A 25,052-nucleotide genomic window follows, 5' to 3' on the forward strand; every position below is an offset into this window, starting at 1 on the left:
GAGCTGCAGATACTCCTCGCGATCTGGACCGGCGCCTGCCCCACCTGTCACCGCAACATGCCAGACCCCGCACCAACATGACCAAGCACTACTAGAACCACCGGCTGCATTCCCACTGCTTGTCGATGTCCTGGATGCAGGCCCGGTAGGCGTGGCTCGTCCCGACCATGGCGGTGTAGGTCTCCGCCCTCGGGGAGGGATTGCCGTGATACGACTTCCCTTCCTTGATCTCGATCTTGAAGAGCCAACCGTGGTCGGCCTTGTCCGCCCTGGCCCACGTCGCGCTGCACCGGTTCGAGACCCGCAGCCGGACGGAGGGGCCGCCGCCCGGTGCCCTGACGGTGCTCTTGGGCACGTCGTGCGCGTCCGCACCACACCCCTGCGTCCGCGGGTTCTCCCCGGTACAGGCATTTCCCTTGCAGTGGGACGCGGCGTCCGCGGGCGCGTGGGCTGCCGCAACGCACAGCATGGCGGCGGCAAGGGCCGCAGCAGCGGCGGACAGTGAACGGCGGAGCTTCATACAGTTTCCTTCCGGAGGGTCCGACCGGTGATCCGTCGCTTCCTGGATAGCGTGGCGGTCGGCCCCGGAAGACGGTTCCCCGGGTTGATCACCGGAAAGAGTGGCCGGAGCGGCGCCGGTCCGAGCAGTACCGGTGCCGAGGTTGCCGACGACCGGTCCGACGGGCCGGGACACAGTCGACGTGAACCGAGCGGCGGACGCAGACGTCGGCCTCTTCTGCGAGGCCCGTGTCACCGGCGACCGGCCGAGGCGTCGTCCACGAACAGGCCGGGCCGACAGCCCTCCGCTCCCAGCCGCGCAAGGTGGCCGGCCGCAGGGCGACGGGCCGTACCGGCGCGATCGTGTGTAGGTTGACCGCGGCTGGGCCGTGGGGGACGGCACGGGTGTGACGGGCGAGGAGAGGAAGAGGCCGTATGGTCACGGCACAACCGGCTCCATGGCGCAGGCTGGCGGTGCTCGCGGCCCTGATGCTGGCCGCCTTCACCTTCAACACCGCGGAGAACCTGCCGATCGGCCTCCTGGAACTCATCTCCGACGACCTGCGGGTGTCGCTGTCGGCGGTCGGTTACCTGGTCACCGGCTACGGTGTGACGGTTGCCGTGACGTCCCTGCCGCTGGCCCACGTCACGCGGTCCATGCCCCGACGTCATGTCCTCACGGGACTGCTGGCCGCGCTCATCACGTCCAGTCTGGTCGCGGCGCTGGCCACCTCCTACTGGCTGCTGCTCGCGGCACGGCTGCTGACCGCGCTCGCACAGGCGTTGTTCTGGGCCGTGATGGGGCCGGTCGCGGTGGGTCTGTTCCCGCCCGAGGTCCGCGGGCGTGTCGTCGCAGCGCTGTCCGTCGCCGGTTCGCTCGCCCTCGTGCTCGGCGTCCCCGCCGGGACCTGGCTGGGCCGGCAGAGCGACTGGCCGGTGCCACTCGCGGTGCTGGCCGGTCTCGGGCTCGTCTCCCTCGTGACGATTGCCGTCCTGCTGCCGACCTCCCGCCCGGAAGAAGGGCACGCCGCCTACGGAACGCGTCCCGACGCCCGCCGGTTCGGGACGGTGCTGGCGGCAGGGGCCTTGTCCGCCGCCGGGGCGTTCGCGGGGTACACCTACATCGTGAAGTTCCTGGGCGACGTGAGCGGGTTCTCCCCGAACGCGGTCAGCGCCCTGTTCGTGGCTTTCGGCGTCGCGTGTCTGGCCGGGGTGAGCGTCACCGGGGCGCTGCTGGACCGCTTCCCGCAATCCACGCTGACCACTGCCGTGGCCGCGCAGGCGGTGGGCATGCTCGGCCTGTACGCGACCGGCACCGAACCGCCGGCGGCCGTGGTGTTCCTGGTGCTGATGGGCGGTGCGCTCGGGCCGGTTTTCATGGCCACCCAGAACGAGATGCTGCGCTGCGCACCGGGTCGCACGGATATCGCACTCGCGGCCAACTCCGGTGCCTACAACGCCGGTATCGCGGCGGGCGCCGCCGTCGGCGGACTGGTCCTGCCACGTGCCGACGTGCGCGGCACCTTCCTTGTGGGCGGGCTGCTGACCGTCGCGGCCTGTGTGGTGCTGCTGGGCGAGCGGGTGCTGCCAGGGGGTGTCGTCCAACAGTCATGCCCGCATGAGGGGTGATGCGAGTGTGACGGTGGCTTCTTCGTGGGCGATTGCCTTGCCGTAGCGGGTGGCGAAGCCGCCGCACGCTCCACCTTGGGCGGATGCTGCGTCAGGACCTGTCCGGCCGCCGACTCGGTTCCCGATACGAGGTCGTCGGTCGTCCGGTGCCGGAGCAATGCCCTGGGCCGGCGGCTCGGCTGACGGATGGCCAGGAGTTCTGTGTGCGGTGTCAGACGGTCAGCCGGATTCCGGTGATCAGATGCGGACGGATGCGTACCGCACAGTTCATCACCGGGCCCGACCAGGGGCGGAGCAGCCGCTGGTAGCGCGTCAGCGCGTCCGGATCCGTGACCGGGCGGCAGTACCCCGTGACGACGACACTCCAGCCCAGATGGGTCAGCGGATCGATGTCGTCGGCCTGGTAGGCGACCACGACTCCCCGATCGCCATGGTCGCGGGCCTGGGCGTACAGATCCGAGTCCTCATGGGTCAGGATGACGATCCGACCGTGGTCCAGCAGATGGTTCACCGGCCGGATGGCGGGCAGCGCACGCTGGGTGAAGACGATGCGCCCGAGCGATGCCCTGCCGAGCAGGCCCAGTGCCTGGGCACCTGTCAACTCGACCGTGCGGCGTGGGCCGGTGGCCGCCGAACCCGGGAAGGGCGCCGTCTTTGATGGTGTGGTCACAGCCGTGCGCGCGGACGGCTGGGGCGCCTGATGGCATGAGTGGCTCACGGGGCTGCCTCGTCTCCTGGTCTGCTCACCTGCCGCACGAGTACATCGTGCGGCGGCGCCCCCACGCCAGGGCCGAACGGCCCCAGGGCCGAACGGCCCTAGCGGCGTCGGACTTCCGATGGGTTCACTGCGGGGCATCGCTTGCTGCGCGGGCCGGTCCGGCATCGGCTCCCGGACCGGACCGGGCCGTGGCGCGGTGTGCGGAATCGTTCGGACGGCGCCGTGCGCGCAGGAAGGAAACGTGGTGATCGCAGTTGTCGGGCACAGAGACCTCAGCAGCAGAACCCTGGAACTGGTGGAAGCCGAACTGAGAGCGCGGCTGGACCGCTTGGCGGAAGGTGCGGCCGCCCTGGTACGGGTCGGGGCGGGGCTGCCGTTGGTGTTCGGGCGGGCCGCCCGGGAGGCAGGGCGGAAGCTGACGGTGCTGCTGCCGGCCCAGGGTGCTGTTCCCGCCGTGCTGCCCGAACGGGACCGGTCGGCCGCAGGCGAACTGCTGGTCCTGGCCGAACACGTACGGCTGCTGGCTTTCGATCCGGCCGACCGCAACGCGTGTGTCAGTGCCGATGAACGTCTGGTGGAGACGTGCCGGACCGTGCTCGCCGTGTGGGACGGATCGCCGTCGGACGGCCGGGACGCCACCGCCCATCTGGTCGCCTTCGCCCGTGCGCGGGGAATCCGGGTGGAGGTCGTCTGGCCGGACGGTTCTGTACGGGGGCGGACATGAAACTGTCGGAACGTGGGACCGGGAAGACGGCGGAAGGGCCCGACACCGACGACCGGGAGTGCGTCGGCGCGTCCGGGGCGGGCGACGAACGGGAATGTGCCAGTGCGCCCGGGGCGGGCGACGACCGGGACTGCGCCGGGGCGAGGCGGGGGTTCGGGTGGCTGTTGGTGATCACGGCCGCGCTCGGGCTGCTCGGCTCGTTCGTCATCACGATCGACAAGTTCGAACTGCTCGCCGACCCCGGCTTCGTGCCCGCCTGCTCGCTGAGCCCCGTGGTGTCCTGCACGAATGTGATGCGCAGCGAGCAGGCGTCGCTGTTCGGCTTTCCCAACCCGCTCATCGGGCTGGTCGCCTTCGGGGTGGTGATGGGGGCCGGTGCGGGCCTGCTCGCGGGCGCACGCTACAGGCGCTGGTACTGGTTGGGGCTGAATCTCGGCATGCTGTTCGGCGTCGGCTTCTGCATGTGGCTGATGACGCAGGCGTTGTACGACATCGGCGCCCTCTGCCTGTGGTGCGTGCTCGTGTGGGTGGCCACCATCTTCATGTTCTGGCACACCACGGTGCACAATCTGCGCCATGGTGTCCTGCCCGCCCCACGCGCCCTGGTCGCGGCGGTGCTGGAGTTCCCGCTCGTCGTGCCGGTGACCTGGTGCCTGGCCATCGTCATGCTGATAGCAACCCGGTTCTGGTCGTACTGGCGGACGTTTCTGTGACCGCGACGATGCCGGTGGTCTCGTGATGGATGTGCGCGGCCGGTACTCCGGCGGCGACGAGCCGCTCGGCGACGGCCCGCGCCGGCTCCGTCGTGGAGGCCTCGGGGGCCAGGGCCAGAAAGGCGTGCTGCCGGGCGGCGGCCCCGGGACGCGGGGTCAGAATTCCGTTCAGGGCCCGCAGTCCGGCACCCGCGAAGCGGGCATCCGTCGCATCGGCCGCGATGACGGTCAGCCAGGGGCGTCCGCGCCGGAACGCCTCCAGATAAGCCGCGTCGTACATCCCCTCGGCCGAAACCCCCGCCTCCGGCGCGGCGCGACCCAGCAGCAGCCGTACCCGGTGCGCACGGGACCGGTCGGCGTCGATGCGCTGGAGCAGCGCCTTCATCGGAGCCCAGCCCGTTCCGGAGGCGATCAGCAGCAGGTCCGCGGACGGAGTGTGATCGGGCAGCGCCAGCGCGCCGCGCGGGGCGCTGAGACGGACGACGCCGCCCTCCCGGGTGCCGTGCACCAGCGCATCGCTCACCCCGTCGGCGCCCCGGGCCCGTACATGGAATTCCAGCTCACCGTCCGGATGCGGCGCGCGGGCCAGATAGTAGGGACGCCATGCCTGTTCCAACAGCGGCGACTCCAAGGACGCGTACTGTCCGGCCTCGAAGGCGTAGGGCTGATGGGGCCGTACCCGCAGCACCGCGAGACCGGGCGTGCGGAGTTCGTGCGAGGTCACCGTCGCCTCCCAGCTGGGCGGTTCGGCGATCGCCTCGTCCGCGCCCCTGACCATCGCCGTGACGGCGAGCCGCAGCATCCGCAGCCAGGCATGCTCCAGCGCGCTGGTCCACCGGGCGCCCGCGCGCACGCGCAGTGCCTCGATCAGCGCCGCCTCGAAGGCCTCGAAATGGGCGGGGCGCACACCGAGCTTGCGATGGTCGCGCCCCAACTGCTCGAAAACGCTGATCATTTCGTCCGCGTGGTGCAGATTGCCGATCAGATAGCGGAAGATCCCCACGAGATGAACCTGCTGGAACGCCATCGACTCGGGGAACAACGACCGGAGATACGGATGCCGCTCGAACAGCAGCCGGTACAGTTCGGCGATCAGCTCCTCCAAGGGGCTCACCAGCGACAGGGAGTCACTGATCAGCATCTGGTCGGCCGTTCCGTCGTACGTCTGCGGGGCCTCGCCCCTCCACGGTTCGGGGCGGGTGTCGGCCGGGGCCAGGATGCGTCGTCGCAGCCGCATCGCGTCGTGCCGTGCGAGCAGTGCGTGGTAGTCCTCGCTCGAAGTGTTCATGGGCCGGTGACTCCTCGGTGCAGCGCAGTGGGGTGGCCGGGAACGGGAGATGTCCGTGGTGCCCGGACGATCTTGGCGGCGTCAGTATGGCACCGCGTCCAGCCCGCTGACCGGCCCTGGCCACAGGGCCTTTCGGCCCTGTTCAAACACTGTTTGCCATGCTGTGGCACCCCGGCGGGAGCAGGCCGCCGGACGGGCACATACTGGTTCTGGCCCTCTCCCCGAACCGATCGAGCATGATGTGAACGAGTCCGCGAAGTCCCCCTTGAGCACGCCCCCGTCGCAGTCCGCGGCCCCCGTACGCGTCTTCATCCTCGACGACCACGAGGTCGTACGGCGCGGTGTACGCGATCTGCTGGAAGCCGAGGACGGCATCGAGGTCGTCGGCGAGGCGTCCGACGCCAGGGAGGCGCTGGCCCGCGTTCCGGCCAGCAGACCGCAGGTCGCCGTACTGGACGTACGCCTCGGCGACGACCGGGGCGGTGACCACGCCGGTATCGAGGTGTGCCGGGAACTGCGCGCCCTGATGCCCGAACTCGCCTGCCTGATGCTGACATCGTTCGACGATGACGAGGCGCTCTTCGACGCCATCATGGCGGGCGCCGCGGGGTACGTGCTGAAGCAGATCAACGGAGCCGATCTGATCGCCGCCGTACGCACGGTCGCGTCAGGGACCTCGATGCTCGATCCGCGGACGACCGCCCGCGTGATGGCACGGCTGCGGGGCAACGAGCAAGCCCCTGCCGAGGCGTCGCAGGCATCGGAGCTGGACGGACTCACGCCCAGGGAAAGGCAGATCCTGGATCTCATCGGCGAGGGCCTCACCAACCGGGAGATCGCGGAACGTCTCTTCCTGGCCGAGAAGACCGTCAAGAACCGCATCTCCTCGATCCTCGCCAAACTGGGCGTGGGCCGCCGGATCCAGGCCGCGATGCTCGTAGGCCGGATCAAGGACCGCCAGGGCTGACCCACGGCCCGGGGGAGCTGACAGGCACTCGGGCGTCAGTCGTGGAGCGGCACGCGCCAGACGATCCGGGTGCCGCCGTCCGCCGGCCGTTCGATGGTCAGTGCGCCGCCGCACAGCTGCGCCCGCGTACGCATATTGGCCAGCCCTCCGAGGCGCCCGGTCGCCGGTTCGTCGGCATCGACCGCTGCCCCTGTCCCGGGCGCGGTCGTGACACCGTCCGGGATTCCGATGCCGTTGTCGGTGACGGTCAGGGTCACCGCGTCGTCGGCGGACAGCACGATGTCGATACGAGTGGCGCGCGCATGGCGAGAGGCATTGGACACCGCCTCGGCGGCGACCGCCACCACGTGTTCGGCCAGTTCGTCCGGCACCGTGGTGTCCACCGGCCCGTCGATCCGCACCGAGGGCCGGAAGCCAAGGGCGTGTGCCGCCGTGCGAGCGGTCTCCGTCATCCGGTGCCGGAGCCCGCCACGGCCCGAACCGTCCGCCGTCCGCAGATCGAAGATGGTGGACCGGATGATCCGGATCGTGGTGTCCAGATCATCCACCGCCCGGCTGACCCGCTCGGCCGCGTCCGGCCGGTCCGCGATGGCACGCGTGGTGCTCTGGAGAGTCATCCCGGTCGCGAAGAGACGCTGGATCGCCAGATCGTGCAGATCGCGGGCGATCCGGTCCCGGTCGTGCATGACGGCGAGTTCCTCGGACTCGGCCCGCCGACGGGCCAGTTCAAGAGCGATGGCCGCCTGGTCGGCGAAGCCCGAGACGAGCGCGACCTCGGTGTCGTCGAACGGTGGACGGTCCACGGGCCGCCCCAGGCGCAGTGCGCCCCTTGCCCCCGTGTCGACCCGCAGAGGCACCGTCACCACCGGACCCAGACCCTCCTCGGCACCGTCGCCGAACGGGTGGGCCCTGGGATCGGTACGGACATCGGCGCAGTGCACCGGTGTCCCGGTACGGGCGGCCAGTCCGGCCAGTGATCCCCACGCGGGTACGGACAGTCCCGTCACGCGTTCGGAGTCCATGCCGTGGGCGACGGCAACGGTGAGGCGTGCCTCGGCCCCGGAGGCCTCCGAAGCTGCGGAGAGGGGCGCGGGGGGCGTCGGCAGCAGAATCGCGGCCCGGTCGGCCCCCGCCACCTCCATCGCCCGCTCGGCGATCAGATGCAGCACCTCGTCGGCGTCCGTCCCCGAGAGCAGGGTGCGGGTGATCTCGCCCAGTGCCTCCAGACGCCGTTCGCGGCGACGGCTCTCCTCGTACATGCGGGCGTTGTCGATGGCGACCCCGGCCGCGATCGACAAGGTGGTCAGCACCGCCTCGTCGTCGGCGTCGAAGCTCACCCCGCCCTGCTTCTCGGTGAGGTAGAGGTTGCCGAACACCTCGTCGCGAACGCGCACCGGCACTCCGAGGAAGGTGCGCATCGGGGGATGATGGGGCGGAAATCCGAAGCTGCGCGGATGGCTGCTCAGATCGGTGAGCCGCAGCGGCTGCGGGTGATGGATCAGTTCACCGAGGATGCCGCGCCCGCACGGTGACTGGCCGATCACGGCGGCGAGCTGCTCCGATATGCCGACCGGAAGGAACTCCAGCAGCTTCTGCCCGTCCCCGACGATGCCGAGCGCTCCGTACTGCGCGTCGGTCAGGGTCACGGCGGCTTCCACGATCCCGCGGAGCACCTCGGGCAGTTCCAGGCCCCGCCCCAGACTCATCACGGCATCCAGCAGACTGCGCATCCTGTCCGGCCGGCTGGGCTTGGGCCAGGTCGCCGGGCCGGGGCAGGAGGCTCCCGGCGCGTCGAGGGCGGGGGAGTCGGAGCCGGGAGAAGGGACTCCGGAGGGGGAGTCGGGCGCGGTAGGTGCTGTGTCTGTCATCGGGGCGCCGCTCTCTGGTTCCGTGTGCCGTATGCCGGGAAATCGCTCACCGGATCACCGCAGGGCTGGTACCGGTCCACGGACGGTCAGCCTACGACAGCCACGGGGCCGGAAGCCCGGCGGTGCACCGTCGCCGAGACCGGCCCGGGTGAGGCCGGTCGGCTGCCTGACGGATCCGCAGCAGGGCCGGTCGGCCCCGGTGGAAGGTACCTGTCGGTCCCTGGAGGGCTTCGAGGGGCATGGCCAGGATGGTGCGGCCGGGAAGGTCCGGTCCGTCCCCTCGTGATCCGCCGGACCTTTCCGACCGCTCCCCTCCGCCCCGTCCGGCCGGGGGAGCGCTCGAAGAACCGCAACAGCTGGAGGACACGGTCCGGTGGACGCAATGGAATCGCAGGGCAGTCAGACCGCCCCCGCACAGGGGCCCATGCCCCCCGACCCCGGTGCCGCCACTGCCGACGCGCACTCCACCACGAACGGCCGCGGGGCCACCCGGACCGACACGAAGGAGCCGGCGGTGCACTCCGGCACCGATCTGCCGGGCCGTTCGTCCCGCGGGCGGATCGTCGTCTCGTGGCTCACGACGACCGACCACAAGCAGATCGGTACGCTCTATCTCGTCACCGCGTTCGTCTTCTTTCTGATCGGCGGCGCGATGGCACTCGTGATGCGCGCCGAACTCGCCCGTCCCGGGACGCAGATCGTTTCCAACGAGCAGTTCAATCAGGCTTTCACCATGCATGGGTCGGTGATGCTGCTGCTGTTCGCGATGCCGCTGTTCACGGGATTCGCCAATTGGCTCATGCCGCTTCAGATAGGCGCGCCCGATGTGGCGTTTCCGCGGTTGAACATGCTGGCGTACTGGTTGTTCCTCTTCGGTTCACTGATCGCCGCCGCAGGGTTTCTCACTCCCCAGGGTGCCGCCGACTTCGGATGGTTCGCCTATGCCCCGTTGTCCGACGCCACGCATTCACCGGGCATCGGTGCCGACATGTGGATCATGGGCGTGGCGCTCTCCGGCTTCGGTTCCATTCTCGGAGCGGTGAACTTCATCACCACCATCATCTGCATGCGTGCCCCGGGAATGACCATGTTCCGGATGTCCATCTTCACCTGGAACGTACTGCTGACCGCCGTACTCATCCTCCTGGTCTTCCCGGTCCTGGCCGCGGCCCTCTTCGCGCTGGAGATGGATCGGAAATTCGGTTCACACATCTTCGATCCCGCCAACGGAGGCGCGCTTCTGTGGCAGCACCTCTTCTGGTTCTTCGGCCACCCGGAGGTCTATGTACTGGCTCTGCCGTTCTTCGGCATCGTGTCCGAGATCATTCCGGTCTTCTCCCGGAAGCCGATGTTCGGCTACATCGGTCTCGTCGCCGCGACGATCGCCATCGCCGGACTGTCCGTCACCGTCTGGGCCCACCACATGTATGTGACCGGTGGTGTGCTGCTGCCCTTCTTCGCCTTCATGACTTTCCTGATCGCCGTGCCGACCGGAGTGAAGTTCTTCAACTGGATCGGAACGATGTGGAAGGGGTCGCTGTCCTTCGAGACACCGATGCTGTGGACCACCGGATTTCTGATCACCTTCGTCTTCGGCGGACTGACCGGAGTCATCCTGGCCGCACCGCCACTGGACTTCCATGTCTCCGACTCGTACTTCGTTGTCGCCCACTTCCACTACACGCTCTTCGGTACGGTCGTGTACGCGATGTTCGCCGGATTCCATTTCTGGTGGCCGAAGTTCACCGGCAAGATGCTCGACGAACGCCTGGGCAAGATCACTTTCTGGGTACTGACGGTCGGCTTCCACCTCACGTTCCTCGTGCAGCACTGGCTCGGAGCCGAGGGAATGCCGCGCCGGTACGCGGACTATCTCGCCGCCGACGGTTTCACCGCTCTCAACACCCTTTCCACCATCGGCTCATTCCTCCTCGGGCTGTCGTTCCTGCCCTTCTTCTACAACGTCTGGAAGAGCAGCCAGTACGGCCGGAAGGTCACCGCCGACGACCCCTGGGGCTATGGCCGCTCCCTGGAATGGGCCACGTCCTGTCCTCCGCCCCGGCACAACTTCACCGCCCTGCCCCGCATCCGCAGCGAGTCCCCGGCGTTCGATCTGCACCATCCGGAGATCGCCGCGCTCGAACTCGAACCCGCTGTGTCGAACTGACCCTTCCGCCTCCCTCCGTAAGCCCCGCCCTCAGGAGAGTGCTGCCCGATGTCCCACGGTGTTCTGGCGGTCGGTGTCGTCGTGCTCCTCGCATCCGGCAACGTCTGGTACCTGCCTGCCTATATCGATCTGCGGGCGGGCCAGGACCGGCCGCGCTCCCGGCGGCTGGCCGCTGCCGCTGTGCTGACCGGCTGGGGTTCGGCGGCCCTCACGATGTTTCTGCTGCTCATGCCGGTCGATCCGGGCGTGGTCGCGCTGCTTGCGGTCGCGGGCACCACCGCCGTGGTGTCCCTGACCGTCCAGGCGTGGCGGCGACGGGGCCGGGAGCAGCGTGAGGAGGAAGCTCGCTGGTCCGCGCTCTTCCCGGTACGGACCGCCGGCCCGGTGGGAACCGCCGAGGACGAGCGGTGATCCGCTCCTCGCGCACCGGAACGACCCACCGGCTTCGGTGAGTTGGACGGCGTCCGACATGAGGCTTCGCCGCGGGCCGGGGATCCAGGACCGCAACGGCGAACCGGACGAACGCTGCAACACCCGGGCGACGGCGTCGCTGTGCTGAGCCGGCCGACCCGAGCGTCCCCGGTCCCGCGGGACCGGGGACGCTCGGGTCGCGTCTTGGAAGTCGGGACGGTGCCCGAGAGAGCCGGCGATCACCTCAGAGCCGAACGGGCAGGTGGCGGGGGCCGCGAAGCATGGCGCTCTGCCGGTAGGGAGGCGGGTCCTGGACCAGGCGCGCCGTGCTCAGGCGGGGGACCAGCGCACCGAGCGCGGCCTGGGCCTCCACACGCGCCAGGGGACCGCCGTAGCACAGGTGAATACCGCTGCCGAAGCCGAGGTGCTGGTTGTCCGGGCGGGTGGGATCGAACCGGTCGGGCTCGTGGAACCTCATGGGGTCGCGGCTGCCCGAGGCCAGCGCAAGGTTCACGGATGCGCCTGCGGGGATCGTGGTGCCGGAGACGTCGATGTCCGCGTGGGGGATGCGTTCACGCATGTGGACGGGGGGTTCGTAGCGCAGCAGTTCCTCCACCGCTCGCGGCAGCAGGTCGGGGTCACGGCGCAGGTGGTCCAGGTGCTCGGGCTGGCGCAGCAGGGTGAGCACCCCGTTGGTGATCAGGTTGACGGTGGTCTCGTGTCCCGCGATGAGCAGCAGTACGGCGGTTTCCGCGAGTTCTTCCTGAGTGAGCCGCAGGGCCGGGTCCGGCTCGTTGACGAAGGCGGAGAGCATGTCGTCGTTCGGATGGCCACGGCGCTGTTCGGCGAGGCCGACCAGGTATCCGCCCATCTCGATCCGTGCCCGGTCGCCGGCCTCGTCCGTCCCGGTGGTGGCCTTGCCGGGCCGGACGTCGGCGGCTGTGACCAGAGCGTCGGACCAGGCCCGGAACATCGGCTCGTCCTCGTGGGGGACGCCGAGCAGGCGGCAGATCACCGTGACGGGCAGCGGGTAGGCGAAGTCGTCGACGATGTCGATCTGCCGGCCTGCCTCGAAGGACGTCAGCAGTTCCTTGGTGATCCGGTCGATCTCGCCGCGCATGGCGTCGACCCGCCCCGGGCTGTGCGGTGGCCCGAACGGCCGCATGGCCAGCCTGCGCAGCCTGTCGTGCTCCGGGTCGTCGAGCCGCAGGAAGGGCGGCTTGCGGGTCACTTCGCCACGGGTACGCGGGTCGGCACTCATCCGTGGGTCGTGAAGCAGTGCGGCGATCTCGTGGTACGTGCCGATCAGGTAGCTGCCGTCCGCCTGCCGGACCACGGGACCGGCCGCGCGCAGTTCCGCGTACAGCGGGTAGGGGTTGGGGCGGCTGGCGTAGTCGGTGATCCGGGCCAGCAGGGTCTCGGAGTCCATGGTGGCTCCTCGTCGTGGGACGGGCGTGGGTCAATGCGTGGGCTGCACCACGCTCAGTCGACGGTCGGGCAGGTATCCGGTGAGCGCCACGGTGGGGCCGTGGGACAGCCCCTTCGGATCCGGCACGTCGGACGGAACCGGGACGTCGGCCGCGAGCGCACGGTCCTGCGCGCCGGGCGGGGGCGGGAACGGGGCCGCGGTCTCGATCAGGTGCCGGTAGTAGTCGAGCGACTTGGCCATGTCGACGGTGACCGCGGCGGTGATCCGCCCCTGGTAGCCGTAGACCATTGCCAGACGGCGGGCCTCCAGGGAGCCCTGGGCGATGACCACGTGGTCGGAGTAGGTGGGTACGCCGACGGACTTGATGTTGAGCCCGAACTGGGTCGACCAGAACGTCGGGATGGCCAGGTGCGGGCGCTTCATGGGCCCCGGGCTGATCATGTTGTGGGCTGCCACCTCGGCCTGTTCGACCGCGTTGCCCCAGTGCTCCAGGGAGAGCATCTGATAACCGAAGAGCGGGTGGGGGAACCGGGAGACGTCGCCGGCCACGAAGACGTCGTCGGTGACGATGCCGTACATGTTGAAGGCGCGGCACCCGGCGTCGCAGGCGATCCCGCGCGGGCCCGCCGCCAGTCCGGAGTCGGCCAGCCACTCGACGTTGCGGACCGCCCCCAGTGCCACGACGCACACGTCCGCGTCGACACGCGTGCCGTCGGACAGGTTCGCGCCGACGAAGCCGCCGTTGCCGCGCAGGGCAGTGACGGTGACCCCGGTGCGCAGGTCCACGCCGTGGTTGCGGTGCATGACGGCCGCGAGTTTCGACAGGGTGCCGCCGAGCGCTCCCACCAGGGGCGCGGGGCCGCGTTCGGCGACCGTGACGTCCAGGCCGCGTTCGCGGCAGGCCGAGGCGATCTCCGAGCCGGTGAAGCCGGCGCCGATCACCAGCACCCGCTTCGGCCCGGCGTCCAGTCGCTCGGCCAGCCCCGCAGCGTCCTCACGCGTGCGCAGCGTGAACACTCCGTCCAGGGCCCCCTCCGCCGGGTTGGGCCAGGGCCGGGCCCGGGTCCCGGTGGCGATCAGCAGGCGGTCGTACGGCAGCGACTCCCCGTCGGCCAGCAGCAGCCGCTTCTCCAGCGGGTTCACACCGGTGGCGGCCACTCCCAGCCGCCATTCGGCGTCCGGGGCCCGGCGCATCGGCAGTTCGGTGGTGTCCGCCGTCGCCCGGCCGAGCAGTACCTGCTTGGACAGCGGCGGCCGGTCGTAGGGCGGATGGGGCTCGTCCCCGACCACCGTGAGGGAGCCTGTGAAGCCCTCCTCGCGCAGCGTCTCCGCGGCCCTCAGCCCGGCCAGCGACGCACCGACGATCACGATCCGGCCGTCCCGGAGATCACCGGCGGCCATCGGGATTCACTTCCTCACCGACGAGGATGGCCTGGACCGGACACGCCGCCGCAGCCTGGCGCACGCGCTCGGCCTGGTCGTCCGGGACGGCTGTGGCATACAGCAGTCCCTCCGTGCCGTGCAGCTCGAACATCTTGGGTGCGAGGAACACGCACTGTGCATAGCCCTGGCAGCGCGTGAGGTCCACAACGGTTCGCATCCCCACCACTTCCTCTGTCGCCGCGCCCCCCTCTTCTCCAGCATGGGCCGAGCACCGCAGGCTCGCACGGCGACCGCCTGCGGGGCGCTGCCGGGGCAGCCGTCGGCCCGTGCGAGGTCGAGGCTGAATCCGGCGGCGGCACTCACGCGCGTGAACGCCTTGGGAACAGGCCCAGTTGTTCTGCGGTGCGGCTGGTCTCCTCGGCGTACGGGCCGAGATGGCCGACGCGGGTGACCATCTTCTCGAAGGCCGGGCCGGATTCGTCCCGGCGTCGGGTGCGGGTGAAGGCCTGGACGTACCGGAAGGAGCAGATGGAGAAGGTGCCCCCTGCGAAGCCGTCGGGGCCGGGACGGCCCCGACACGGCCCCCGGTCAGGTGACGAGGATACTGACGCCGTCGCCGAGCAGCTTGAGTCCGAGGACGAAGAAGAGGGCGGCCATGACGGCCACATTGTGCCGGGCGGCCCAGTTTCGCCAGGTGCCGAGAATGCTTCTGGCGCGCTCACCCATGAACAGATAGACGGTCAGCGGTGCGAGGACTCCGAGTGAGGCGATGCACACGAAGACGGCAAGTGCCCCGATCTGTTGCGGAACAGAGATTCCGGCTGCGCTGATCGAGGCGCCCGCGGCAATGGTCAGGGGGGCGTTCTTGGCGTTGGCTGCTGACAGCAGCAGCCCCAGCCCGAGGACTTTGGGCGGAGTGAAGCGGTCGATCGCAGCCATCCACTTCGGCAGTTGCGCCTCTGTGGGATCGGCGGGGCGGCGCCGCCACTGACGTGCGGCGAACAGGACGAGCAACACGCCCAGGACGAGTTTCAAAATCCCCACCCAGGTGGCTGGGTGCTTGTTCGTGGACGCTCCGCCCGAGCCACCCACCGCGAGCATGATCGCCCCGAGGAGCGCCAGGCCCAGGATCCAGCCGACCAGGAACAGGGTGCCGTTCGGACGCCCCTGCGGGGTGGCGAGGATGAGGATGATCGCCACGATGGGGAGTGGGCTGATCGCGACACCGGCCGCGAGGCCGAGTACATCGCCTACGGCGTGTCCCAAGGCGGTCTCCTCACAGGCAAGGGATCGGGTGGACCGAGGCAGCGGTCCACTTGCCGAACCGTGGGACCACGGCCATCGTTGCGCGGCGGTGCCCATCACGCGCGGCATCGGCGTCGATCGGGTGAGTGGTCGGCGCGACGAGGGCCCTTGGCCGGGGAGCTCTCTCCGGTGCTCCTCTGGCGTCCCCGGCAGACCGGGACGACAGTGGAAGAGGGGTTCCAGGAAGGCGACAGGACGATGGACCGCTACCCACCCATCGCCGACCACGGCCTCGTCGGCGACCTGCAGACCGCTGCCCTGGTCTCCTCCCAGGGAGTCGTCGATTGGTTCGCAGCCCCCCGGTTCGACTCGCCCAGCATTTTCGCCGCCCTGCTCGATCACGATCGCGGGGGCCACTTTCTGTTCGCCCCGCAGGACAGGGGCGCCACGTGCAAGCAGCTGTACTATCCCGACACCGCGGTCCTGGTGACCCGTTTCCTGTCGCCCGACGGGGCCGGCGAGATATTCGACTGCATGCCGCCGGACCGGACCGGCAGAGTCACCGACCGCCATACGTTGATCCGCGGCGCGCGGGCGGTACGCGGCAGCGTGCGCTTCGTGCTGGAGTGCAGGCCGCGGTTCGACTACGGCCGGGCCGACCACGAGGTCGACCTCCGCGACGGCACCGCCACGTTCCGGGCCCCGGGTGTCACCGCGTATGTGCAAAGCACGATTCCCCTGCAGTTGGACGGCCGGGACGTGCGGGGTGCCGTCACCTTGAACGCGGGGGAGGTGGCCGCCGCTGTGTTCACCGTCGACACCATGGACGGACAGCAGCCCCCGGACCCCCCGACACCGGACGGCGTGACCCGGCAGTTCTGGGACGTGGTGGAGTTCTGGCAGCGCTGGATTCGCGCCTCCCGGTACCGCGGGCGCTGGCCGGGCGCGGTGCACCGATCGGCCATCACTCTGAAGCTGCTCACCTACGCGCCGACGGGTGCTCCGGTCGCCGCAGCCACCATGGGCCTGCCCGAGCAGATCGGAGGGGAACGCAACTGGGACTACCGGTACACCTGGATCCGTGACGGTTCTCTGTCGGTGCGGGCCCTGCTCGACCTCGGGTACACCGAAGAGGCGGCGCAGTTCACCCGTTGGCTGGGAGACCGCTTCCGAGCCCACGAGGCCGTCGGAGGTGAACCGCTGCAGATCATGTACCGCGTCGACGGGGACCACCAACTGCCGGAGGAGGAGCTCACGCACTTCGAGGGCTATCGCGGCTCGTATCCGGTGAGGGTCGGGAACGGCGCCGCCGATCAGCTCCAGCTGGACATCTACGGCGAGGCGCTCTACGCCCTGGCCGAGGGCGGCGAGATCACCATGCGGGCCGGCTACCACGGCTGGAAGAACGTCGCCCGGACGCTGGACTGGCTCGCCGAATCCTGGGACCGGCCCGACGAGGGAGTGTGGGAGACCCGCGGCGGGCGCAAGGACTTCACCTTCAGCCGAGTGATGTCCTGGGTGGCCCTCGACCGGGGGCTGCGTCTGGCGGCCGAGTACAGCCGCCCCGCCGACACCGCGCGATGGACCGCCTCTCGTGACGCCATCCTCGAACAGGTGATGCAACGCGGCTGGAACGAGAAGCAACAGGCTCTCGTGCAGCACTACGGAGGCGAAGTCCTCGACGCCGCGCTGCTGCTCATCCCCCGGGTCGGCTTCCTCACTCCGAGGACCGAGAGCTGGCTGTCCACGCTCGATGCCATGGAACGCACCCTCGTGTCGGACAGCCTCGTCTACCGCTACGACCCAAAGGCGTCTCCCGACGGACTGCGCGGCTCCGAAGGCACCTTCAGCCTGTGCACCTTCCTCTACGTGGACGCCCTCGCCCGCGCCGGGCGCCTGCGCCCCGCACGCTACGCCTTCGAGAAGATGCAGACCTACGCCAACCATGTCGGCCTGTTTGCCGAGGAGATCGGCCCCAGCGGTGAGCAACTGGGCAATTTCCCGCAGGCGTTCACCCATCTCTCATTGATCATGGCCGCCACTACTTTGGACGATGCCCTCGACCGGCAGCGCAGCGAAACCTCCGATGCCCGCCTGGACGAGCGGTGAGCCGCCCTGCCCGAGAGGTCACGCCAACGCCCACGCCCGTGCCGGCGGACAGCACGGCGGCCTGACACTTGACTCACCGCCCCGGCGGGCTGGCGGCTTGCTCATGCGAGCGGCACTCGGTGGACCGGTGCATCGTCCGTGTCCGAAGAGGAGTGGGGGCGGTTCCTCCGTGAATCGGTGACGGGTGCGGCCGGGGCACCCGTGGCGCCGTCGGCGCGCGCCCGTGAGGTGGAACGGCGGCTGCGGGAGCGCTCCGGGCAGCCGGAAGGCTGGCGTACGTACTCACCGGCCCGGCACCGGCGCAGGACGGGCTGGTACGTGATCGGGCTGGTGGCGGTCGTGGCTCTCCTGGTCATGGGGCTCTTCCCGCAGCAGGTCGTCGGCTGAAGCTCCGCTCGGAGATCCTCAGGGGGCAGCCGACAGCCGAACCCCAGGCCGCCGGAGGCGGGGGCTGTCAGTCGATGATGTCCATGAAGGTCAGCATCCGGCGGTTGATCTCGTCGGCGTGGTCGATCTGGGGGCCGTGGCCGGTGTCGGCGATGATTTCGGCTCGGGCGCCTGGAATCAGGCGTGGGACGCGCTCGACTTGCCTGTGCGGGTGCACGAGCAGGCTTCGTTTGCCGAGTGCCAGGTAGAGCGGGGTGTGGATGGTGGCCAGTTCGTCCTCCGACAAAGGCAGTGGGGCGGGACGGCGTATGCGGTAGGCGCGAACGCCCAGCCTGATCATGGTGCGTAGCTCTGGCACGATGAGGACCGGCTGTTGCAACCACGCTGCCAGTCGTGGGCGTAGCGCCTTGGGAGCGAAGGTCGCGAACAGGCTGGCGAAGATCCATACGAAGAAGCGCAGGCCTACTTTCTCCAGGCCGCCGGGGTCGAGGAGTGTGACCGAGGCGAGGCGGTCGGGCCTGTGGTGCGCCTGGTTCAGAGCGAGCCATCCGCCGTAGGAGGAGCCGACCAGGTGCACGTGTTCGAGCCCGAGCCCGGCGAGTGTCTCGTCGAGCCACTGTGCGGCGCGTTCGGGTCGATGGATGGGTTCGCGCTGGATGCTGCGTCCCGGATCGCCTGGAGTGTCGATCGCATAGACCGGGCGGGCGGCGCTGAGGGCGGGGGTGTTCGGGTACCACATGGCAGAGCAGGAGCCCGCTCCGTGCACCAGGACGATGGGGGTGCGTGACCGAGCAGCAGGGTCCGTGGGGCTGTACTTGTAGACGTGCGTGGTGCCGAAGGAGGTCTCCACGTCCGTTTCCGTGTGAGCGGGTGCTCCCAGCGCGTAGACCGCATCGCAGGCCGCGAAGTAGCGCTCGCGCCAGTTGTCGCTCACATAGCGGCCGACATCGGCCTGGGTGCGGATTTCGGTCTGGGGCACGGCCACCTCCGGATATCGATTCTTCGTGGTACGAACGTATCATCTTGGTGGTACGGACGTATCATCAAGATGGGTGGGATGAACCCGGCCGGTGGAAACAGCGAGCGGAGGAGCGGTCGATGCCCAAGCGTGTGGACCACGCGGAGCGGCGTACCGAGATCGCCGAGGCACTTCTTCGAGTGGCCGGGCGACGCGGGTTGCATGCCGTGGGCATGCGCGATGTGGCAGCGGAGGCGGGCGTCTCGCTGCGGTTGGTGCAGTACTACTTCGAGACCAAAGAGAAGCTGTTGCTCCATGGGCTGCAGCATCTGGCCGAGAGGTTCGGGGAGCGGGTCACCACCCGGATTCGGGCCGCCGGCGACGATCCGGGACCGCGCGCGATGATCGAGGCGATGCTGATGGCGGCATTGCCGACCGACGAGGAGAGCCGCATCTTCCACCTCGTCTACACCTCATACGCCGTTCTGTCCGTCACCGACCAAGTCCTCGCTGCGCAGCCCTTCATCAAGAACCCGGACGCCGCTGAGAGCGCCCTCGTCGAACTCCTCCGGCAGGCAGAGGGAAGCGACCTCGTTCAGCCTGGCGTGGATGCGCGGCTGGAAGCTGTCAGCCTGCTCGCCATGTCTGCGGGACTCGGCACCAGCATTCTTGTCGGCCAGCGCAGCCCGGAGTCGGCTGCCACAGTTCTGGACCACCACCTGGACCGGATTTTCCGAGCCGGCCTTGCCGATGCGGGGACGCGGACGCGGGAGCGACGTCATTCCTCGTGAACATCACCCAGGTCTGTTGGTCAGCGACCGCTTCCCAACCTCATCGACACTCGCTGCCGTCGAACGTGAACGAACCCACCAGGACGGGCGTCGGGGTCTTGTGCGCGATATCGCCGGCACCCAGGTGGGGTGAGCCGCAGTCGTGCCGGGCGGACGGCCTCCTCGTCCAGCACGGTGCCGGGCCGGAGCCCCATTCCGTCCACGGACGGGTCCATCCAGTGCCGGGTGACGATCCGACCGGACCGGGCGGGCAAGAACACGGTGTCGTCGATACGGCGCAGCACAGTCCTGTGACCGTCGTTCTCCAGACTTCGGTGAGTCTCATGAGACCGAAGTGACCTGACTGGTGTCGTTGGGCGGTGGGGGAGCGCGCCGGCGTCGGTCCGGGGTTACGCGAAGCGTTCGTGGTCGGCCAGCACCGCGTCGATCACATCGAGATGGATGGCGACTCGCCCGTCCCCGGGATCGGAGCACTGGGTCAACGTCAGCAGGGACTTCCACAGCGCCCAGCCCCTGGCCCTGGCCCAGGTGCCGTCATCCTGGCCGACCGCGCGCCGGAATGCCTCGCGGTTCTCCCCGCGGAACATCGTCCAGGCGATCACGAGATCGCAGGCGGGGTCGCCGATGCCCGAGGTGCCGAAGTCGATGACGGCCGACAGCTTGCCGCCGGTGACAAGCAGGTTGTTGCCGCCGATGTCGCCGTGGAACCACACCGGTGTTCCGCGCCATTGGGCCTCGAGTGCCGCTTGCCAGGTCTCGGTGGCCCTCACGGTGTCGATCCGGCTGCTCAGGGCAGTGATGCAGCGACGCGTCTCGTCGTCGTAGTGGGCGGGTGACGCGCCGCGATACCCGCTGTGTGCCCCGGCGAGAGGACCGCCCTTGGAGTCACAGCGCTGAAGAGCGAGGACGAACCCGGCGACAGTGGTGGCGAACTGGGTCATGTCGCCGATGCGTTCAGGAGAAGCCGTCTCGCCGGGCAGCCAGCCGCGCACGGACCAGGGGTAGGGATATCCCGGGCCGGGGGCCCCCTTGGCCAGGACGGTGGGGACAGCCACCGGCAGCGCGGGGGCCAGGCGAGGCAGCCAGTCGCATTCCTTGTCGACCGCAGGGGCGTAGCCGGCTGCGGTGGGCAGGCGGACCGTCATGTCGTCACCGAGGCGGTAGGTGCGGTTGTCCCAGCCGTCCACCGCCACCGGGACCACGGGCAGACGGCTCCACTGAGGGAACTGGGCGGTGATCAACCGCTTCACCAGGGCGGCGTCGATTCCCGCGCGCCCGTCCGGTACAGATGTAAGCACCCGCTGATCCTCACCGGTGAGGTCGTACCAGGCAAGTGATTAACGACGCGAGACACATCTGAGCGTCTGGAGAACCGTCGAATCCGGGTTCGCACCACCAGCCAGGCCCGTCGGGCAGGGCCGGGACCGCGCGGGCCGGCGCCACTTCGATCGCGAACTCCACAGACCGACCCAGCAAGCCCCGAGCCGGCACAGCGCGTCGGGCGGTCAGTACGGCCTACGCCTGCTCCAGCCCCGTCCGCGGCGCGCAGATCTGACACGGCTCGATGTCCGGCTCCGCCAAGGCGATGATCGTCTCTTCGCGGTTGAGGAACCCGGGCGCGCTCTTGAACAGGGCGCAGCCCCCGCCGTGCAGCATCGCGGGCCGGCCCGCCGTCTGGGGCTGGATCTTCCATGACTGCCCGGCCCGCGCCTGGACCGTCCGGCGGCCCGCCGCCGGTGGAAGCCGCGGGCGTTGTTCAGGGCAGTGCGGGTAGGCGGTCGTCCGCCCCTGAGGGTTGTCCCGCAATCCCTGGCGGGCGCGCGACGACAGCCACGGCACCTCGCCGCGTGGTCGGAACGTCCGCATACATCCAGTATGCGGACGTCCCTCCGCCTTGCGATGCACCGCATCCGACGCCGCGCACTGATCCACGACGGATCACGGGACAACCCTTAGCCTGGCCGGCCGGCAGATCGGGGCCGGTTCCCGCTCACACGCTGGGTACTTGCCCCGCGCGACGTGGCAAGCTCGTCGCTTGGCGGCCGATACGCCCCCGGCGGCGCCAGGCCCTGATGCCAGAGCAACCCATCAGGCCCGAATCCCTTGCTGCACGGCCTTGGCCCTTGGACGAGACGCTCCGTTGCATCCGGCCGCGGAGCCTCCGCAAAAACCCGTTGGCGGACCACGGCGATCACTGCTACTTTTCCGGAGGCCGTGCGAGAGAACGAGGAGGCGGTACCCGTGAACGCAGTAGCGACATGGGTGCTCCCCTCCGGGGTCACGGTCGGGCGATAGGTCGTCCGGGAGCGCCGTTCATGAGCACTCCCGAACGGCACGACCATGCAATTCACTTCCGAACAGCGCCTCGACGACGGCGTCCTCGAACGCGAATTCACCCTGGGTGAGATCCCCGGGACCCTGTGGACGCCTGGTTCCACACCGGCCCCGCTGATCCTTATGGCCCACAACAACGGCCTGCCCAAGAGGGAACCCCGGCTGGTGGCCCGGGCCCGGCAATCCGCGGCGTACGGCTACGCGGTGGCCGCCATCGACGCCCCCGGGTGCGGTGAACGGCCCCGTTCCGCCGCCGACGAGCAGGCCCGTGCCGACATCCGCCGGGCGATGCACGCCGGCGAGCCGGTCGATGAGATCTTCGAGTCCTTCATCGGCCCGCTGGTCGAAAAGGCGGTCCCGGAATGGCGGACCACCCTGGACGCCCTTCTTTCGCTGCCCGAGATCGGCGGCCCGGTCGGGTACTCGGGGTGGACCGCCGTCGGCATTCGGCTGGCGGCGGTCGAGCCGCGCATCGCGGCCGCCGGTTTCTTCGCCGGGGGTTACGTGCCCCGCGCCCAGCGCGAGGAGGCCCGGCAGGTCACCATTCCGCTGCTGTTCCTGCTGCAGTGGGACGACGAGGGGAACCCCCGACAGCGGGCCCTGGACCTGTTCGACGCCTTCGGCACCAAGGAGAAGACGCTGCACGCCAATCTGGGCGGGCACACCGGTACCCCGTGGTTCGAGGTGGAGGACGGGGACCGGTTCTTCGGGCGGCACCTGAAGTGAGGCCGGGCCCTCAGGCCGGCGGCAGGCGTTAGGCGGTGGCGGCCAGGACGCCGCCATCGAGGACAGGCCCCGGCCCTCCTCGATGGCGGCGGCCGGCAGATGCACAACCGCCCCGATTGCGGCGGTACCGGCCATCGGCGGTACCGGCCGGTCGGGGCGGCGCTCGGCCACCAGCACCTCCATCAGCTGTGCCCACGCCTTGAGGTACCCGGCCCGTACCTTGCGGATCGCCGGGCAGGCGACCGACTCGACCACCAGCGCGCGGGCCGGGCCGGGGTTGACGGCCAGCAGCCGCCCGTCTGCGAACCAAGCGCAACATGGAGCACCACGGGAAGCTGATCCGTTCAGCTCGGCACACTCGCCCGATGAGTCACAGCACACCGCCGGGCAACGGGGACGGGTCCTGGTGCCGCGTCCACGCGGAGCACTTCGACGCCGCATTCCTGCCGAACGCCGACGAGGACCTGGAGTCCGTGGACGACGTCGACGTCTTCGTGGACCTCAAGGACGGCTCCCGGTCGAGCGTGACCGTGATCACCCTCGCCCAGGCAGAGGTCATCATGGCGAGATCAGTCAGCCGTTGATGTCGAGTGCTGTCCCGTACAGCCGAGATACCTTCAGTCGGATGACCACGCGGCGCTCGGCGACCAACTGCTCCAGAAACGCGCCCTCGTCCTGTGGCTTCGCAGCCTCCGGAATCATCGCGAGCAGCTCTCGCCCGGTCGCGTCCCCCGGGATGGTCGTGATCTCGGAGACCTCGGCCTCGCCCTCGGCCACGGCGAATGACCACACGTCGCCGCCCGCAACATGAACGGCCGCGCGCGGGTCACGCCGGAGTTGCTTGGCCTTGACGCGGTCGGCAGTTGTGGAGAACCGGACGATGCGCTCTTCGGCGTCCCAGCTGTAGAGCATGGTGGTCAGATGAGGATGGCCACTGCGCTTATTGGTGGCGAGGGCGCCGAACTGCTGAGTGCTCAGCAGTTCGGAGAGGGCATCGTCGGACAGGGACCGGGGTGCTGGACCTAGAGTCATGAAGTGGTCAACTTGCGTGTGTGCCCGGGCATTCCACGCTACCCAGAAGTTCGGCCACCAGCTTTCGCGACAAGCCCTGGTCGCGCGCATCCAGCAACTGGAGAAACGCTCGTCCGCAGCGCTGGGGGGAGCAGGTCTGGCGCGAGTCCGGCCTGGGTGCCCCCGCCGACATCGACGAACTCCAGCGCGACCTGCTGGACGTCCGTGAGGAAGGCGTCTGTGCCTCGGTGCGGGACCGGATGGTGCCGCCGGTCGCGGGCCGGATCGCGGAGACCGACGGCCGGATCGCCGAGCTGCGCGCCTTCTCCGCCCACCTGGCCGGAGTTCACGACCAGCTGTCGGGCCCGGCGCCGCCGGGCAGCCGCCTGCCGCACCACCCCGGCGCGCGCCGATCTCGGCATGCCCACCGTCCGGCCGGCGCCGAAGGACAGCGGGTCGTCGCGCTGAGACAGCCCGCTGCGGTGTCCGGGCTGGTCGCGTGACCTGCGAGGATGGGGAGTCGGCCGCCGCCGGGCGGCCGGTACGATCATGAGGGAGCAGCCGGGGTGTCGCAGCAGGGACCGCGGGGCCTGGTCGAGCGGATGGAACACCACCAGGTCGCGATCTATCTCGCGGCGATGGGAGTCGGCGCAGTGCTGGGCCGGCTGGCCCCGGCAGCCGGGCCGGGGTTGGAGCACGCGATCAACCCGGTGCTCGGCGCCCTGCTGTTCGTCACCTTCCTCCAGGTCCCCGCCGCCGAGCTGGTGCGCTCGCTGCGCGACGGCCGGTTCCTCGCCGCCGCTCTGGTGGTGAACTTCCTGGTGGTGCCGCTGGTGGTCGCGGCGATGTTCATGTTCCTGCCCGTCGACCAGGCCGTGCGGGTCGGAGTGCTGCTGGTGCTGCTGTGCCCGTGCGTGGACTACGTGATCGTCTTCTCCGGCCTGGCCGGCGGCTCCAGCCGCCGCCTGCTCGCCGCCACTCCGCTGCTCCTTGTCGTCCAGATGCTGTTGCTGCCGCTGTTCCTGTACCTGTTCATGGGCTCGGAGCTTGCCGACATCGTGGAGGTCGGCCCATTCCTTGAAGCCTTCGCGTTCCTGATCGTCATCCCGCTCGCCCTCGCCTGGGCGCTGCAGGCGTGGGCCGCACGCCGCCCGGCCGGGGAGGCGGTCTCCGACACGGCGACCACCACGATGGTGCCGCTGATGGCCGCGACCCTGCTCACGGTCGTCGCCTCCCAGGTGCCCAAGCTCGGCGACAGCCTCACCGACGTCGCCGCAGTCGTCCCGTTCCACGCCGTGTTCCTGCTGGTGATGGCCTACGCCGGGAAGGCCGTGGCCCGTCTGTTCCGCCTGGACACCGGCGCCGGGCGGGCGATCGTCTTCACCGGCGCGACCCGGAACTCCCTGGTCGTGCTGCCTCTCGCCCTTGCCCTGCCTGACGCGCTCGCGGTGGCCGCGGTCGTCGTGGTCACCCAGACCCTGGTCGAGGTCCTCGGCATGGTCGCCTACGTCCGCGTCGTTCCCCACCTGGTGCCCGCCGCCAAGCAGGCTCGCGATCTGACCGTCGCCCCCTGACCGCCCGGCAGGAGGGGATCTTCACCCGAACCAGCGTTGGCCCTACACCTGTTGCACCGGCTGTGGAAGTCAAATCCGGCGCTGAGCTGAACAGGTTCCGCCCTCTTTACCTCGCGACACAC

At 69.6% G+C, this 25,052-nt stretch carries 25 protein-coding genes; 13 read left to right on the forward strand and 12 right to left on the reverse strand.

Annotation, left to right across the window (positions count from 1 at the left end; genetic code table 11):
* Positions 1 to 91: 91 nt before the first annotated feature.
* Positions 92 to 520, reverse strand: a complete 429-nt coding sequence (locus ACIOHC_RS15965) for a DUF2690 domain-containing protein (RefSeq protein ID WP_401842998.1) — start codon at positions 518 to 520, stop codon at positions 92 to 94.
* A gap of 413 nt (positions 521 to 933) precedes the next feature.
* Here ACIOHC_RS15965 and ACIOHC_RS15970 point away from each other — a divergent pair, with 413 nt between their 5' ends.
* The gene (locus tag ACIOHC_RS15970; protein WP_351081498.1) at positions 934 to 2,127 is read left to right on the forward strand and encodes an MFS transporter; all 1,194 of its coding nucleotides are present in this window, start codon (positions 934 to 936) and stop codon (positions 2,125 to 2,127) included.
* 211 nt (positions 2,128 to 2,338) lie between these two features.
* On the opposite strand, the gene ACIOHC_RS15975 is transcribed toward ACIOHC_RS15970, so the two are convergent.
* The gene (locus ACIOHC_RS15975) at positions 2,339 to 2,797 is read right to left on the reverse strand and encodes a pyridoxamine 5'-phosphate oxidase family protein (protein WP_351081496.1); all 459 of its coding nucleotides are present in this window, start codon (positions 2,795 to 2,797) and stop codon (positions 2,339 to 2,341) included.
* A gap of 292 nt (positions 2,798 to 3,089) precedes the next feature.
* Here ACIOHC_RS15975 and ACIOHC_RS15980 point away from each other — a divergent pair, with 292 nt between their 5' ends.
* Complete coding sequence (locus ACIOHC_RS15980) at positions 3,090 to 3,569, forward strand: hypothetical protein (RefSeq protein ID WP_351081494.1); 480 nt, start codon at positions 3,090 to 3,092, stop codon at positions 3,567 to 3,569.
* A complete protein-coding gene (locus ACIOHC_RS15985) occupies positions 3,566 to 4,282 on the forward strand; it encodes a vitamin K epoxide reductase family protein (protein WP_351081492.1) in 717 nt (238 codons plus the stop codon). Before ACIOHC_RS15980 ends, ACIOHC_RS15985 begins: the two co-directional genes overlap by 4 nt.
* On the opposite strand, the gene ACIOHC_RS15990 is transcribed toward ACIOHC_RS15985, so the two are convergent.
* Positions 4,233 to 5,570, reverse strand: coding sequence for a globin domain-containing protein (locus tag ACIOHC_RS15990; protein WP_351081490.1), 1,338 nt, complete (start codon positions 5,568 to 5,570; stop codon positions 4,233 to 4,235). The genes ACIOHC_RS15985 and ACIOHC_RS15990 overlap by 50 nt on opposite strands.
* Before the next feature lie 265 nt (positions 5,571 to 5,835).
* Here ACIOHC_RS15990 and ACIOHC_RS15995 point away from each other — a divergent pair, with 265 nt between their 5' ends.
* A complete protein-coding gene (locus ACIOHC_RS15995) occupies positions 5,836 to 6,537 on the forward strand; it encodes a response regulator (RefSeq protein ID WP_401843000.1) in 702 nt (233 codons plus the stop codon).
* Between the two features lie 35 nt (positions 6,538 to 6,572).
* On the opposite strand, the gene ACIOHC_RS16000 is transcribed toward ACIOHC_RS15995, so the two are convergent.
* The gene (locus ACIOHC_RS16000) at positions 6,573 to 8,267 is read right to left on the reverse strand and encodes a GAF domain-containing protein (protein ID WP_351081533.1); all 1,695 of its coding nucleotides are present in this window, start codon (positions 8,265 to 8,267) and stop codon (positions 6,573 to 6,575) included.
* Between the two features lie 520 nt (positions 8,268 to 8,787).
* Here ACIOHC_RS16000 and ctaD point away from each other — a divergent pair.
* Together ctaD and ACIOHC_RS16010 are read left to right on the forward strand one after the other, a co-directional pair.
* The gene (ctaD, locus tag ACIOHC_RS16005; protein ID WP_389637386.1) at positions 8,788 to 10,572 is read left to right on the forward strand and encodes a cytochrome c oxidase subunit I; all 1,785 of its coding nucleotides are present in this window, start codon (positions 8,788 to 8,790) and stop codon (positions 10,570 to 10,572) included.
* A 48-nt stretch (positions 10,573 to 10,620) separates the two neighbouring features.
* Complete coding sequence (locus ACIOHC_RS16010) at positions 10,621 to 10,983, forward strand: hypothetical protein (RefSeq protein WP_351081484.1); 363 nt, start codon at positions 10,621 to 10,623, stop codon at positions 10,981 to 10,983.
* A gap of 244 nt (positions 10,984 to 11,227) precedes the next feature.
* On the opposite strand, the gene ACIOHC_RS16015 is transcribed toward ACIOHC_RS16010, so the two are convergent.
* The 4 genes from ACIOHC_RS16015 to ACIOHC_RS16030 all read right to left on the reverse strand — a co-directional run bounded on the left by ACIOHC_RS16015 (position 11,228) and on the right by ACIOHC_RS16030 (position 15,061).
* Positions 11,228 to 12,412, reverse strand: coding sequence for a cytochrome P450 (locus tag ACIOHC_RS16015; protein ID WP_351081482.1), 1,185 nt, complete (start codon positions 12,410 to 12,412; stop codon positions 11,228 to 11,230).
* Between the two features lie 30 nt (positions 12,413 to 12,442).
* Positions 12,443 to 13,813 (reverse strand): FAD-dependent oxidoreductase, encoded by a 1,371-nt coding sequence (locus ACIOHC_RS16020; protein WP_351081480.1) that lies wholly within the window; start codon positions 13,811 to 13,813, stop codon positions 12,443 to 12,445.
* On the reverse strand, positions 13,800 to 14,012 hold the full coding sequence (locus tag ACIOHC_RS16025; RefSeq protein ID WP_351081478.1) for a ferredoxin: 213 nt from the start codon (positions 14,010 to 14,012) through the stop codon (positions 13,800 to 13,802). The genes ACIOHC_RS16020 and ACIOHC_RS16025 overlap by 14 nt, the downstream gene beginning before the upstream one ends.
* Before the next feature lie 371 nt (positions 14,013 to 14,383).
* A complete protein-coding gene (locus tag ACIOHC_RS16030) occupies positions 14,384 to 15,061 on the reverse strand; it encodes a GAP family protein (RefSeq protein WP_351081476.1) in 678 nt (225 codons plus the stop codon).
* A 237-nt stretch (positions 15,062 to 15,298) separates the two neighbouring features.
* Between ACIOHC_RS16030 and ACIOHC_RS16035 the strand changes: the two genes are divergently transcribed.
* On the forward strand, positions 15,299 to 17,149 hold the full coding sequence (locus ACIOHC_RS16035) for a glycoside hydrolase family 15 protein (protein WP_351081474.1): 1,851 nt from the start codon (positions 15,299 to 15,301) through the stop codon (positions 17,147 to 17,149).
* A gap of 138 nt (positions 17,150 to 17,287) precedes the next feature.
* Positions 17,288 to 17,536 (forward strand): hypothetical protein, encoded by a 249-nt coding sequence (locus tag ACIOHC_RS16040; RefSeq protein WP_389637345.1) that lies wholly within the window; start codon positions 17,288 to 17,290, stop codon positions 17,534 to 17,536.
* Positions 17,537 to 17,603: 67 nt separating this feature from the next.
* On the opposite strand, the gene ACIOHC_RS16045 is transcribed toward ACIOHC_RS16040, so the two are convergent.
* Complete coding sequence (locus ACIOHC_RS16045; protein WP_351081472.1) at positions 17,604 to 18,515, reverse strand: alpha/beta fold hydrolase; 912 nt, start codon at positions 18,513 to 18,515, stop codon at positions 17,604 to 17,606.
* Positions 18,516 to 18,634: 119 nt separating this feature from the next.
* Here ACIOHC_RS16045 and ACIOHC_RS16050 point away from each other — a divergent pair, with 119 nt between their 5' ends.
* Positions 18,635 to 19,285 carry a TetR/AcrR family transcriptional regulator gene (locus ACIOHC_RS16050; protein WP_351081470.1) on the forward strand — a complete coding sequence of 217 codons (651 nt, stop codon included), beginning with the start codon at positions 18,635 to 18,637 and terminating at the stop codon, positions 19,283 to 19,285.
* 389 nt (positions 19,286 to 19,674) lie between these two features.
* On the opposite strand, the gene ACIOHC_RS16055 is transcribed toward ACIOHC_RS16050, so the two are convergent.
* Positions 19,675 to 20,583: an aminoglycoside phosphotransferase family protein gene (locus ACIOHC_RS16055; protein ID WP_351081468.1), complete on the reverse strand. Its 909-nt coding sequence runs from the start codon at positions 20,581 to 20,583 to the stop codon at positions 19,675 to 19,677.
* A 217-nt stretch (positions 20,584 to 20,800) separates the two neighbouring features.
* A complete protein-coding gene (locus tag ACIOHC_RS16060; RefSeq protein WP_351081466.1) occupies positions 20,801 to 21,151 on the reverse strand; it encodes a DUF6233 domain-containing protein in 351 nt (116 codons plus the stop codon).
* Between the two features lie 474 nt (positions 21,152 to 21,625).
* Between ACIOHC_RS16060 and ACIOHC_RS16065 the strand changes: the two genes are divergently transcribed.
* On the forward strand, positions 21,626 to 22,345 hold the full coding sequence (locus ACIOHC_RS16065) for an alpha/beta hydrolase (protein WP_351081464.1): 720 nt from the start codon (positions 21,626 to 21,628) through the stop codon (positions 22,343 to 22,345).
* Positions 22,346 to 22,710: 365 nt separating this feature from the next.
* A complete protein-coding gene (locus tag ACIOHC_RS16070) occupies positions 22,711 to 22,929 on the forward strand; it encodes a hypothetical protein (protein ID WP_351081462.1) in 219 nt (72 codons plus the stop codon).
* On the opposite strand, the gene ACIOHC_RS16075 is transcribed toward ACIOHC_RS16070, so the two are convergent.
* Entirely contained in the window at positions 22,919 to 23,377 is a 459-nt protein-coding gene (locus ACIOHC_RS16075; RefSeq protein ID WP_351081461.1) for a TIGR03618 family F420-dependent PPOX class oxidoreductase, read from the reverse strand. The two genes, ACIOHC_RS16070 and ACIOHC_RS16075, sit on opposite strands and share 11 nt — an antisense overlap.
* Before the next feature lie 20 nt (positions 23,378 to 23,397).
* On the opposite strand from ACIOHC_RS16075, the gene ACIOHC_RS16080 reads away from it, so the two are divergent.
* On the forward strand, positions 23,398 to 23,859 hold the full coding sequence (locus ACIOHC_RS16080; protein ID WP_351081459.1) for a hypothetical protein: 462 nt from the start codon (positions 23,398 to 23,400) through the stop codon (positions 23,857 to 23,859).
* A 99-nt stretch (positions 23,860 to 23,958) separates the two neighbouring features.
* Complete coding sequence (locus ACIOHC_RS16085) at positions 23,959 to 24,930, forward strand: bile acid:sodium symporter (protein ID WP_351081531.1); 972 nt, start codon at positions 23,959 to 23,961, stop codon at positions 24,928 to 24,930.
* The last annotated feature ends 122 nt before the right edge of the window (positions 24,931 to 25,052 follow it).

Origin of the sequence: Streptomyces sp. NPDC088252 (assembly GCF_044740965.1) — a bacterium.
In the GTDB taxonomy this organism is placed as follows: domain Bacteria; phylum Actinomycetota; class Actinomycetes; order Streptomycetales; family Streptomycetaceae; genus Streptomyces.